The sequence below is a fragment of the Mucilaginibacter sp. R-33 genome (assembly GCF_049949235.1).
Lineage (GTDB): Bacteria > Bacteroidota > Bacteroidia > Sphingobacteriales > Sphingobacteriaceae > Mucilaginibacter.
In genome coordinates this window covers 4,037,536-4,050,141 of the sequence record NZ_CP188089.1, presented here as the reverse complement: position 1 = coordinate 4,050,141, position 12,606 = coordinate 4,037,536, and the positions used below count along the sequence as shown (strand labels likewise).

Genomic DNA, 12,606 nt, shown 5'->3' with positions numbered 1-12,606 from the left:
AATCAACGGATATCTAACCACTTTCGGGATGAAGCAGACAAACTAAGCTCCTGGTCGGACAATCCGGACCCCGACTTCCATGGGCATTGATGTAAACTGCTTCAATATGTTAATTAAAGTCTGCCTTAAAGTTTTCTATCCCTCAGATGATGATTGCAGCGATCCCGGTGATAGGCGTATAAACTAAAAACGGCAGGGTCGGAAAGACGGATTTTTATTATGCTGTTAAATATTAACATGCAATGGCTGGTCCCAATTTTTTAATGTTTGAAATGTCCGGTTCGGAGACTTCTTTGTCGGGTTAAAGCAGTTGAACGCGGTATGCGGCAAGTTGAAATATACTTTTGGGAGTAAATCAATAAATACTTAACAAAATGAAAACTCAAATCAACATTACCAAACTAACAATAGCTGCTGCCGCAGTCTTTTTGTCTACTTTCAGCCCAAAAAACAGCTTGGCTCAAACTACACCTGCTGTAAAGAACATTGTGATAGTACACGGCGCTTTTGCCGATGCATCGGGATGGGAAGGCGTATATAAAATATTAAAAAAGGATGGATACAACGTAACTCTTGTGCAAAACCCGCTTACTTCGCTCAATGATGACGTTGCCGCAACCAATCGCGCCCTGGAAAAACAGGATGGCCCCGCGGTGCTGGTAGGGCATTCATGGGGCGGTTCGGTAATTACCGAAGCCGGCGTATCGCCCAAAGTAACAAGTTTGGTATATGTTGCGGCTTTTGCACCGGAAGTTGGCCAGTCGACCCTGGATGTTTATCAGTCGGGCCCGGCACTTGCCAAAAATGGTATCCTGCCTGCCGATAAAAATGGCCTGGTATATTTTGATAAAGCGCTCTTTCACGAATGTTTTGCAGCTGATTTGACTGAAGCGAAAGCAGATTTTATGTTTGATTCACAACAGCCGATTGTTGGCTCAAGCTTTGTAGCCCCATTAACACAGGCCGCCTGGAAAACCAAACCAACTTATGGCATTGTAGCCACCATGGACAAAGCCATCAACCCCGAACTGGAACGTGCAATGTATAAACGTGCCGGTGCTGTAGTTACAGAGGTTAAAGGCAGTCACGTTATATTTATATCGCAGGCCGCCGCCGTGGCCCGCGTAATTGAAGCTGCTGCAAAAAATGGTTCTGAAAAAAAATAAGGTAATGTTATTTTAATTCATTTACTAAAAGATGGAAAGGGGCGACCGTTTTAACGGTTGCCCCTTTTCCTGTTGAAGAGCGGTAGCCTTTGCCATAATGCTGTTGAATGCTGCTACGAGTTCCACCAAGTTCTCTGCAGATTTAAGGTAACCCATAAAGCCAGTCTAGTAAAATATATAACATGACAAGCATTAGGTTAAGCCCATAGAGGTTTACATGACGAAAATTCGTTTATATAGCCTGATGTCCTATCATAGACTCTCGAACATTTAATTAGCTTATAAATAAAACGATCAGTTTCAAGCGATCAATTTGAGTTGCCGCCCGGCGGGCTTCGGGCATTGAAGGGGGCTATTTCTGCAATCTTGCCCTTTGTAAGATTTGATTGCCGGTAACAGATTTTAATGAATAGAGCCCAACGATGATTGCACCAGAGGTGCAAAAGGGTTTTAGAAAGACAGACAGGTGTGAGCACCTGATTTTAAGTAAACAAAAAACCAGGATAGGAAATGCATTTTAACATTTCCTTTCCTGGTTACCGTGTTATTTAAAAAGAGGGGTTATTTATCTGGCAAAGCTTTCGGCCTCTATAATGGCGTCAGCAAAAGCTTTAGGGGCTTCCTGGGGCAAATTATGGCCTATGCCTCCGTTAATAGTATGATGTGCATATTTACCTTTAAAGCGCGCGGCATAATCAGCAGGCTTAGGGTGAGGAGCACCGTTGGCATCGCCTTCAAGGGTTACGGAAGGTACAGTTATAGGAGGCGCGGTTGCTAATTTTCTTTCCATGTCATCATATTTTGCCTCACCTTGGGCAAGGCCCAGGCGCCAGCGATAATTATGGATCACGATAGCAACATGGTCGGGGTTGTCAAAAGACGGGGCGGTTTGCGCGAAAGTAGCGTCGTCAAATTTCCACTTAGGTGATGCTGTTTCCCAAATGAGCCGGTTAAAGTCACGCCTGTTTGCCTCGTAGCCCAATTGGCCGCGCTCGGTACTAAAATAAAACTGGTACCACCATGATAGTTCTGCTTTGGGCGGCAATGGTTTTTTATTTGCTTCCTGGCTGCCTATCAGGTACCCGCTTACCGAAACCATTGCTTTGCAGCGCTCGGGCCATAATGCCGCCACGATATTTGCTGTACGAGCGCCCCAGTCAAACCCGCCAATAATTGCACGGTCTATTTTCAGGGCGTCCATCAGTGCGATAACATCGGTAGCTATTGCTGCCTGCTGTCCGTTCCTGAAAGTTTGTGCCGAAAGGAATTGCGTTGTGCCGTGGCCGCGCAAATGAGGTACAATAACCCTGTAGCCGGCTTTGGCAAGTATGGCTGATACCTCAGTATAGCTATGTATATCATATGGCCATCCATGAAGCAGGATAACAGGCTGTCCGTTTGCCGGGCCGCTTTCCGCGTATCCAATATTAAGCAGGCCTGCATTTACCTGTTTGATCGAGTCGAAAGAGGCTGTAGAAAAAAGAGTATTGTTTTGCCGTGCCGGTGAATCTGCCTGTTTGGTTTCGGCTTTAAGTAAACCGAGACCGCCTAACTCTGCTGCTGCAACTGTTAATGCGGAGATACCCAGAAAGCGGCGACGGCTGAATGTTGTTTCGTTGTTCATGTTTTTCGGATTAGTTTGATTAATAATTCGCTTTCAGATGCTTTCCTCATCGTCGGGCATAACAAAAATACACCAGCACCAGGATTATAGAAGTGGTTAATGCATGAACCGGACAAATGGTGACTTCAGTTAGACATATTCCCCACCAGATTTGCCATTATCTGAAATAGTTGGAAGTGGCAGTGCTGGTTGGAAGGGAGTAACAATTAATCCTTACGGTTATCAGTATAGCCAGGTGTTTATACATCATTATTTTACTCGTGCGTGTAACAATTAGCGATGATTGCTGTATTTTGCTGAAATTTTTTGTTAATACGCTGTCCGAAAATGAAGTTCATCCCCAAAATTGCAAACCGGTTTATTTATATCATTTTCTTGTTGTTTCCGTGGCCGGTTTTTGCCCAAAATCTGGTTAAATATGTACAGCCAATGGCTGGTACAGCTATTGCCACTACAGCTTCCGCACTAAAACATGGACAGGCGGCTGATACACGGTTTGCCAATACCATTCCCGCGGTTACTGCCCCATTTGCCATGACACAATGGACACCCGAAACCGAGAGCGGCGAAACCAAGTGCGTACCTCCATATTATTATAAGGACGGCCTGTTCAACGGCCTCCGTGGTTCGCACTGGCTAAGTGGTTCATGTACACAGGATTATGGCAGCTTTACCATTATGCCCATCACAGGCAAGCTAAAAACAGCTAATTATAGTGCAGCATTTAAACATACTGATGAACTGTCGTCTCCTCACGTTTATAGCATCAATCTTAATCTATATAAAGTGAGTGCCGCGGTAACCTCCACGGAGCGTTGCGGCATGATGCAGTTTACTATGCAGCAAGCCGACAGCCTTTATTTATTGATCAAAGCCAATAGCGATTATCATGAAGGCTTTGTAAAAGTGGATCAACAAAAGGGCGAAATATCGGGTTACAATCCTGCTCACCGTATTTACCAGGGATGGGGAAAAAACGCAGGTTTCAGCGGTTTCTTTGTGATCAGGTTTGAACGGAGTTTAAGTAAAACGGGCACTTTTGCAGGTGATAAAATATTTATTGCAGATAGTATCAAAAACGATGCAGGTACAGGGATTTATGCCGGATTTAAGCTCAATAAAGGCGAGAAGCTAACTATCAGGATTGGCACTTCATTTACCAGCCTGAATGGTGCCCGTAAAAACCTGGAGGCCGAGATGCCGGCATTTGATTTTGACAAGATGGTAGAACGCAGCAAGGTAAAATGGAAGAAGGCCTTAGGGCAAATCAATATTTCAACTAACAACGAGCAGGACAAACGGATCTTTTATACGTCATTTTACCATGCCATGCAGCATCCGCGTCTTTTTAATGATGTTGATGGCAGATACCCTCGGTTTGCCGGCGATTATCAAATTGAAAAGTTATCAGGCGGCAATTATTATGATGATTTTTCGATGTGGGATATTTACCGGGCACAGTTGCCGTTGTTTGAGATCCTGAACCCAACTTTGATCAATAACCTGGCAAAATCACTGATCTTGAAAGGTAAACAAGGTGGGTGGATGCCTGTATTCCCCTGCTGGAACAGCTATACATCCGAAATGATCGGCGATCATACGGCTTCTGTAATCAGTTCGGCATATTTAAAGGGGATCACTGATCTTGACGCTAAAGAAGCTTACCAAATTTTAAGGCATAACGCGTTTGAACTACCTCCCAACCGGGCCGACTATGTAGAAGGCAAGGGCCGCAGGGCATTGGATAGTTATTTAAAATACCGATACATCCCTTTGGAAGATAGCGTACGCGATGCCTTTCATAAAATGGAGCAGGTTAGCCGCACAATGGAGTATGCTTATGATGATTACGCGCTGGCGCAATTTGCAAAAGCTTTAAAAAAATCTGCCGATTATACCACACTCACCAAACGGGCAAAATATTATGCCAATGTATTTGATGTTACAAGTGGCTTTGTTCGCGGTAAACATGTTGATGGCACGTGGGTATCTCCCTTTGATCCTGATAAAAAGGCGACTTATATTACAGAAGGTACCGCACGTCAATATACCTTTTATGTACCGCAGGATGTACCCGGCTTGGCAAAGTTGATGGGTGGTGCGAAGAAGCTGGAACAGTCGTTAGATAGCCTGTTTGAAAAAGGTGAATACTGGCATGGCAATGAGCCGGGGCACCAGATCCCTTTTATGTATAATTACACACCATCGCCATGGGAAACGCAAGCCGCCGTACGCAAGATCCTGGCTACAGAATACAGTGATGGTCCGGGTGGTTTGGGAGGAAATGATGATGCCGGCCAAATGTCGGCCTGGTATCTGTTCGCTTCCATGGGTTTTTACCCGGTAAACCCGGTTTCGGGTGAGTACCTTTTGTGTTCACCTTTGTTTGATAAAATTGCTATCACGCTTCAAAACGGCAAAAAGTTCGAGATCATCTGTCATAAACCGAGCCCCAGATCAATGTATATCCGCTCGGTGAAATTGAATGGCAAAATAATGCCCAATAATTTTATCCGTTACAACGATATCAGCAAAGGCGGTAAGCTCGAAATATATCTGAACGATCAACCGGGAAATAACTGGGCGGTTAAACCATTAAATCAACCTAAGGGGATGTGATATAATGGACCTTAGCATCGGAAGGTATTTAAAAACAGATCGAAAAATGTGATGGCGTATAAACCAAATTTTAGGGGTGTTTCGCAGGGGCTGCGTTAGGGATAGAATCGTAAAGCCCGCAGCGCGGGTTAGGTTTGTGCGCAGGCAAGGCGAGGACTTGTAGCGGATAGCCCGGGCCGCAGGCAATGCCCATGTTATAAAATAAATTAAAAAAATACTTAATAATCAATTGCTTATGATAGTGTCATTGTAATGAGCAAAGCAATCCCAAACAATGGAGAGCTATTCTACAGGTCGGGGGTGGGTGCTTCGTTCCTCGCAATTACGATTTTCTTATTTGTTTTTAGCTTCTTTTAGAAGGAGGCTCCTCATTCCCTGTAAAAATCAGATGACGTAGGTGCAGTTTACCCGGAAATATGTAAATTGTCATAAACCAAAAAACATACCTATGAATTCTCGTCGTGATTTTTTACAAAAGTTGGGCTTATCGGCCCTGGCCCTGCAACTTGTACCACACTCAGGATGGGCAGCAGAAACAGATAAAACTGAACAGGTTTATGACGGTCCGGTATTACGTGTGGCCATTATGGGACTTGGAGGCTATGGAACCATAGTTGCAGAAGCTATGCGGAAATGTACCAAAGCTAAACTGGTTGGGGTAATTAGCGGTACCCCATCAAAAGTTAAAGCATGGCAAAGCAAATATGGCATCCCCGAAAAAAATTGCTACAACTATGAGAATTTCGATAACATCAAAAATAACCCCGATATCGACGCGGTATACGTTATTACACCCAATGGCTTACACCACGATTTTGTGATCAGGGTAGCTGCAGCCGGGAAACATGCTATATGCGAAAAGCCAATGGCCGTGAATGCCAAAGAGGGGCAGGAGATGGTTGATGCCTGTAAAAAGGCCAATGTAAAATTGTTGGTTGGCTACCGGATGCATTTTGAACCCAAAACGCTTGAAGTGATCAGGATGAGGCAAAACGGCGAGTTTGGGAAGATTAGATTTTTTCAGGGGCAATGCGGGTTTACCATCGGCGATCCCACACAATGGCGGTTGAATCAAAAGCTTGCCGGTGGTGGCTCTATGATGGATATTGGGATTTATGCCATCAACGGATCACGCTATATGACCGGTGAAGAACCGATATGGGTTACAGCCCAGGAAACTAAAACCGATACGGTGAAATTTAAAGAAGGGGTTGATGAAACCATCCAGTTCCAGTTCGGCTTCCCAAGCGGGGCCGTCGCGTCTTGCCTGTCAACCTACAATATGAACAATCTCGACCGGTTTTTCCTTGATGGAGAAAAAGGCTTTGCCGAAATGCAGCCTTCTACCGGCTACGGGCCAATTAAAGGCCGCACCCACTTGGGCGAGCTTAACCAGCCCATTACCACACATCAAACCGTACAGATGGATGAAATGTGCGAGATTATATTTAATAATAAAAAGCCGGTAGTACCGGTAAACGGTGAAGAAGGAGTGAAAGACCTTAAAATTATTGATGCCATTTACCTTGCTGTTAAAACCGGAAAGAAGGTGGAGATAAGTGTTTAATATCGTTTAAAGTTAAAAACATACGTGATGCCGAATTTATGTCGGCACCTAACTGGATATTTACGCTTACCTGGTTTCACGATTAATTCTTGCTTACTTGTCCACTGCTTACTTTGAAAGTGGGGTGCCGAAATAATTCGGCATGACGGGTTTGCTTTTTTGTAAACCAATTGAGAAGCTTTCGCAATAAGGAAATTAATATTTCGGCTCCTATCGGCATATTTAGCAGAACCTGTAACAAGCTGCTGGTATGCACATCTAAATATAAAAACTTAGAAAAAACATGAGCACCAAAGAAACATTTTCAATTAACGGTGAAGCGTTATTGGGAAAGATAAAAGAGATAATCAACGAAGGTAAAGCCAGCAGGATCACCATTTCGGACAAGCATGGCAAAGAGTTAATGACCTTTCCGTTAAGTGTGGGCCTTTTCGGGATGATCCTGGCACCGGTTTTTGCTGCCGTAGGTACCCTGGCCGCACTGGTTACGGAATGTACCATAACTGTTGAAAGAGAAGAGGAAGATAAAGAAGATACTCCCAAAGAATAAGGTATCCTCACAATATGATCCTGCGAAACTAAAGACCTGAAATTTTAGGTCTTTAGTTTAAATTCTCATTAAAAAAATCAATGGTCCGTTTCCAGGCCAGTTCTGCCGCGGCTTTGTCATAACGTGGAGTTGTATTATTATGAAAGCCGTGGTTCGCGTTTTCATAGATATAAGCCTGGTATTTTTTGCCATTTTCTTTAAGCGCTTTTTCGTATGCCGGCCAGCCCTCCGTAATCCGGGTATCCAGGGCCGCGTAATGCAGCAACAGCGGCGCTTTAATTTTAGGGACATCCTCAACAGCCGGCTGACTTCCGTAAAATGGAACGGCGGCAGCCAGGTCGGGAACACGTACAGCCATCATATTGGCAATTCCTCCGCCAAAACAAAAGCCTACAACACCCACCTTACCATTGCAATCCTTATGGTTTTTCAGGTATTCATAGGCAGCTATAAAATCTTCCTCCATTTCGCCTTTATTTCGTTTGGCCTGCATCGTACGCCCTTCGTCATCGTTGCCGGGATAGCCGCCAAGCGGCGTTAATGCGTCGGGTGCGAGGGTAATAAAGCCGGCCAGGGCGGCGCGTCTGGCCACATCTTCGATATAAGGGTTCAAGCCCCGGTTTTCGTGAACCACCACTATGCCTCCCAGTTTCTTCTTTGCATCTGCAGGCTCCGATAATAATCCTTTAATTGTACCGCCGCCTTTGGGCGAAGGGTAATTAATATAGCCCGATTTTAAACGCGGATCATCAGATTTAATCTCTGCTGTCGACTGGTAATCGGGCATTAGGAAACTCATTAATGCGGTTACGGTAAGGCCGCCCACTGCATACATGGAGAGCTTTTGCACAAATGAGCGCCTGTCGAGGCGGTTATGTGCGTAATCATCATACAGGTCAAATACTTCCTGTTTGATATCTTCTTTGCTGATTTGGTTCATATTTCCGGAGGCTTTGTTCAAATTTACCGGTTAGGTTTTGTTTAAGGTGTAACAGTCTCGTTACCGGTAATGTTTTTTGTGTTGGATTGCGAGAGTTTCTACATGGTATGTTTTTATTTCCTTACAACCTGAAACTATCAGACCGGTAACCACAGACTTTGAAAGCTTATTTTAACCGCCGGGCTGCTTTTATTTTCAGAGGTAATGTTTGAATATTTTTTTGATTGCAGGCGTGATGAAACTTGAACAAACTTGAACCTGTTATGAATATGAGGGCTCCTTCTGCTCTTTTACATTTGTTTAACAGGCAGCATGCCTTGTAATTGAACTTATGAAACCTATAGCGTTAAAATTCTTAAGCTTTATAATATTATTGATTTGGAGCATTTCGCTGAACGCACAAACACTATATGTAGATGTAAGCCAGGGTAGGGATGATGCCCCGGGTACGCAAAGTGAACGCCTGGCAAGCCTTGAAAAAGCGGTTATCAAGGCAAATACGTTTAGTGGTGAAGAGCCCATTACCATTAAGATTGCGCCCGGCCTTTATACCATTAAAAGTGCATTGGCTATTCGTGATGAAAGTAACCGGCAGGTTGCTTCAAAATACACTTTCGAAGCGATGGTCATGCCCGGTGATCCGGACTGGGCACCGGCCAAAATGCCGGTTATCCAATGCGTGGCCGATTCCAACAGGGCTGGTAAATTAAAGCATGCCAGTTCCGCTTTCCAGGTAGCGCGGAATCATGTAGTAATTAAAGGACTTAAGTTCACCGGTAACCCAAACCCCGCATCAGAGTATTATTACGTTATAGAAAGGAGGGACAGCACATTGACCGGGCTGGAAATTTCCCAGTGTTATTTTATCGGGGAAAAGAATTCTGCACCTATACAAGGAGGGGTTTTTGCCCAGGGTGCCGATATCCGCGTGGACCATTGTATATTTTATGGGGTAAAAAACGCCGTTATGGTGTTCCTCGGGATCAGGGATTTTTCACTCACTCATTCTATTATTTACGGGGCCTATGAAGGTGCTGTTTGGTACGGCTACGGCCAGAGTTCCAATATGCCGTTTACGTTCAGTGATAATATCGTTACCAATTGCAATTATTTTTGGATAGGTTACCGTGGTGCACATGCTAACTATAAGTTTGCCAATTCGCTTATCTCCGAAAACGCTTTTTATTTGGGCTTTAACGAAGAGGACGTAAAGCCAGACCGGCTAAATAAGCCTATAGAACAGAGTATCCAAAAAGTTGGAAAAGTAACCCTGAGCGAAGTGCAAACCAAAGGCATACCAAAAGATTACCTGAACCTTTCATCTTCATCACCGGGGGCGCACATAGATGCCGGTATTTTTGTAAGGTAAAAAATATTTAATGTGCTTGTTTAATGCAGATTTAGATCAATGCCCTTTCCCAAAGTTTTTTTCACCTGCTTCAACAGCCATATCAACTCGGTTTTCGTCGGGAGGTTTGGGGCATGAATAGCCGCTGCTGAAAGCGCAGTATGGGTTGTAGGCTTTATTGAAATCTATAACAATCGAGCCGTTTTTAATGTCTTTGGTGGTAAGGTCGATATAGCGGCCTCCGCCATAGGTTTCAGAGCCGTTTGTAGCATCAGTAAAAGGCAGGAACAGGTAATTGCTGAAGGCAGGGTTTTGCGACAGGGCGATGCTTTTGTAAATGGTTAACTGCATTGGTTTACCCTTTAGCGTAAACGAAAGTTGGGCATAACGCACATACTGGCTGCCTGCACCGCTGAAGGTTGGTATTATAAAAGTTGGTTGATTAGTCAATAATTCAGCTTTAGCAGGTACACGGTAGGTACTGTCGGCATCATAAAACTTTAAAAATTGCAGGTCATCCTGTTTAAGCGGCGATCGCGGATCTTTTAAAAAATCATCCTTATAATTTTGCCTGAAGGCAGCAATTTGCTCTTTATGGGTTTGTGCAAAACTGTATTGGCCAATGAAAAAGGCAAATAGAAGGACAATGAAATATTTCATGTGTATTGCAGGGATTAGGCCCAAAGATAACGTAGATGCAACTCAAAAAAAAGCGTCATTTGAGGTACGAAGCAAGCCCAGGCTTCTGTCCCACCAGGGCCTCTCGTAGAGGACCCGGATGTTCCTAACAGACAGGAGACTGTATATAACGCACGAAAAGCAGGCGTACCTGCTTGGGTAAGCCATCAGGGTCCGCTGCGAGTTTAAGTTTACCCACAAAATTGCTTGTCGTTTAAACAGCAAGTCGTTGTGTTTTGCCCCTCTGGGGCAAAGTGTATTCTATAACTTTACGAGCTACAAACCTTTTGCACCTCTGGTGCATCTGTCCTTGGGCAATTAATACATGTTTATTAAATTGTAAAATCCCCAGAAGGAGAACAGGTTTGTATAAAACGTCACACCCCTTACCCGAACCCCAGAGGGGTTCAACTTATCAGGAATACCCAATTTGACTAATGATTTTATGGGTAAACTTAAATCTGCGAGAGATCCTGATGGGACGTTAATGAGTTTAATAATATACCGTATAACCTCAAATCACCCCTTCAATAAAAAACTTATTGATCCCTTCAACATCACTCAAATGGGTAGTTATCCGGCTGATCTTATTATCCGTAATATCACAAACTATGGCTACCTGCTCATCCAGGATCAAATCGCCACGGCTGGCAGTATTGTGAAGCGACAGGGCTACACTATCCAACCCGTATAAAATATGGTTTAATTGAACCATTACCCCAAAATCACGCAGCTGACCGGCACGTTTAATCACGGCATCGGCACCAACAGCAGGACCCGAAAGCAAACTTGTCCCCGGCAGGGTCCAGGTCACATCATTAGCAAGGGCCTGGCGCATGAGTTCCCAATCACGATTTTTTAGTCCTGTTAAAAACTTATTGGCTAACTGTCCTTTTACTTCTTCTGTGGTTTTCATGATGATATGTTTAGCTATTAGTTAAGAGGCTCAGCGGCAGGAAAATCTATCGGAACTTCGGTGTTGGCAAATACGTAGTTGGTGTACACACGTATGGTAATAAAGGCAATAAGTTCCATCAAAGCGGCTTCATCAAAACCGGCTTCGAAAAAGTTATTTAGTAAGGTTTCATCGCCTTTACCTTTATTTTCAACAATTGATTTGGCTAAACCGATAATGGCATTCAATCTGTCATCAGCTGTATGGCCTCTCCTGATATCCAGGGTTTGTTCTTTAGTAAAGCCGCGTTTCATGGCCAGCATACTATGACCGGCTAAGCAATAGGCACAACCGTTTAGCTCAGAAACAATGAGGGCAATAGCTTCCCTTTCTTTGGGGGTAAACACGCTTTTGCTCATGTCATCCTCCATATCCATAAACATTTTAAGTGCAGGTGCTGAGTAACCCATAGTAGCATAAAGGTTAGGTACTTTACCAACGCGTTTTGTGAAGGTATCAAACATTACCTGCGCTTCGGCACTTACCTGTTCGCGGGTGGGAACATTTATAGTTTTCATGATTATATTATGGTTTAAGATTATTTACTTGTTGTTTTACGTTTTAGATAAAGTTGCGCGGTTTCGCTCATAGTGATGATGGCACCGCCAAGGATCACGATATCTTTAATAACCAAACGACCGCGGCCTGACAGGTATGGGAAGCCCCATTGGTTGTCGGTTAAATGTGGTACCCAGCTTTCGGGCGTGGTGATCAGGAAGGAAAGCGTACCCAATGTCATAATAAATATCAAGATACTGGCAATCATACTTGGTATTGGCGCAACTTTATAAAGCGCAACTAATACGCCGAGGGTTACCAAAAAAATACCAAGACCAATTGAAAAGCCATAAGTATTATTTTCGATATGCCATTGATGATTGGCAGCAATCAGTTCGCCTTCTTTATTGATGTGTTTTTTATATTCGGTTGGGTGATTGTAAAAGAATGACATCACCGGACTGTTGGCCACAAAGGGTACAACGCCATCGGCTTCGTAAGTGAAAAATTTTAGCCCGCCTATCCAAAGGAATACGACTACGATGCCGAAACGGACTGCTTTTTTACCAAGCTGATCAAGGCCTGCTATGGTGTTTATGATTGAAGTTTTCATGTTGTTGTTTTCTGATAGAGCAAAACTACAACGCTGTAACTCCCTGCA

The 12,606-nt window shown here is 43.9% G+C and carries 11 protein-coding genes; 5 read left to right on the top strand and 6 right to left on the bottom strand.

Annotated elements, in window-relative coordinates:
- Window positions 1-374 precede the first annotated feature (374 nt).
- Complete coding sequence (locus ACP26M_RS16750) at window positions 375-1,166, top strand: alpha/beta hydrolase (protein WP_426581607.1); 792 nt, start codon at window positions 375-377, stop codon at window positions 1,164-1,166.
- A gap of 565 nt (window positions 1,167-1,731) precedes the next feature.
- On the opposite strand, the gene ACP26M_RS16745 is transcribed toward ACP26M_RS16750, so the two are convergent.
- Complete coding sequence (locus tag ACP26M_RS16745; protein WP_426581605.1) at window positions 1,732-2,790, bottom strand: alpha/beta fold hydrolase; 1,059 nt, start codon at window positions 2,788-2,790, stop codon at window positions 1,732-1,734.
- A 327-nt stretch (window positions 2,791-3,117) separates the two neighbouring features.
- Here ACP26M_RS16745 and ACP26M_RS16740 point away from each other — a divergent pair, with 327 nt between their 5' ends.
- From ACP26M_RS16740 to ACP26M_RS16730, 3 genes are all read left to right on the top strand, one after another.
- Window positions 3,118-5,409, top strand: a complete 2,292-nt coding sequence (locus ACP26M_RS16740; protein WP_426581603.1) for a GH92 family glycosyl hydrolase — start codon at window positions 3,118-3,120, stop codon at window positions 5,407-5,409.
- Between the two features lie 448 nt (window positions 5,410-5,857).
- Window positions 5,858-6,976 (top strand): Gfo/Idh/MocA family protein, encoded by a 1,119-nt coding sequence (locus ACP26M_RS16735; protein WP_426581601.1) that lies wholly within the window; start codon window positions 5,858-5,860, stop codon window positions 6,974-6,976.
- A gap of 283 nt (window positions 6,977-7,259) precedes the next feature.
- Window positions 7,260-7,526, top strand: coding sequence for a DUF4342 domain-containing protein (locus ACP26M_RS16730; protein ID WP_090534028.1), 267 nt, complete (start codon window positions 7,260-7,262; stop codon window positions 7,524-7,526).
- A 52-nt stretch (window positions 7,527-7,578) separates the two neighbouring features.
- Here ACP26M_RS16730 and ACP26M_RS16725 read toward each other — a convergent pair whose 3' ends face one another.
- The gene (locus tag ACP26M_RS16725; RefSeq protein ID WP_426581599.1) at window positions 7,579-8,466 is read right to left on the bottom strand and encodes a dienelactone hydrolase family protein; all 888 of its coding nucleotides are present in this window, start codon (window positions 8,464-8,466) and stop codon (window positions 7,579-7,581) included.
- Window positions 8,467-8,797: 331 nt separating this feature from the next.
- Between ACP26M_RS16725 and ACP26M_RS16720 the strand changes: the two genes are divergently transcribed.
- The gene (locus ACP26M_RS16720; protein ID WP_426581597.1) at window positions 8,798-9,835 is read left to right on the top strand and encodes a hypothetical protein; all 1,038 of its coding nucleotides are present in this window, start codon (window positions 8,798-8,800) and stop codon (window positions 9,833-9,835) included.
- 36 nt (window positions 9,836-9,871) lie between these two features.
- On the opposite strand, the gene ACP26M_RS16715 is transcribed toward ACP26M_RS16720, so the two are convergent.
- The 4 genes from ACP26M_RS16715 to ACP26M_RS16700 form a co-directional block, all read right to left on the bottom strand.
- Window positions 9,872-10,474, bottom strand: coding sequence for a DUF1684 domain-containing protein (locus ACP26M_RS16715; RefSeq protein WP_426581595.1), 603 nt, complete (start codon window positions 10,472-10,474; stop codon window positions 9,872-9,874).
- A 532-nt stretch (window positions 10,475-11,006) separates the two neighbouring features.
- Window positions 11,007-11,408 (bottom strand): nuclear transport factor 2 family protein, encoded by a 402-nt coding sequence (locus ACP26M_RS16710; RefSeq protein ID WP_426581593.1) that lies wholly within the window; start codon window positions 11,406-11,408, stop codon window positions 11,007-11,009.
- 17 nt (window positions 11,409-11,425) lie between these two features.
- Entirely contained in the window at window positions 11,426-11,965 is a 540-nt protein-coding gene (locus ACP26M_RS16705) for a carboxymuconolactone decarboxylase family protein (RefSeq protein WP_426581591.1), read from the bottom strand.
- A 20-nt stretch (window positions 11,966-11,985) separates the two neighbouring features.
- The gene (locus tag ACP26M_RS16700; RefSeq protein WP_426581589.1) at window positions 11,986-12,558 is read right to left on the bottom strand and encodes a DUF417 family protein; all 573 of its coding nucleotides are present in this window, start codon (window positions 12,556-12,558) and stop codon (window positions 11,986-11,988) included.
- Window positions 12,559-12,606 lie beyond the last annotated feature (48 nt).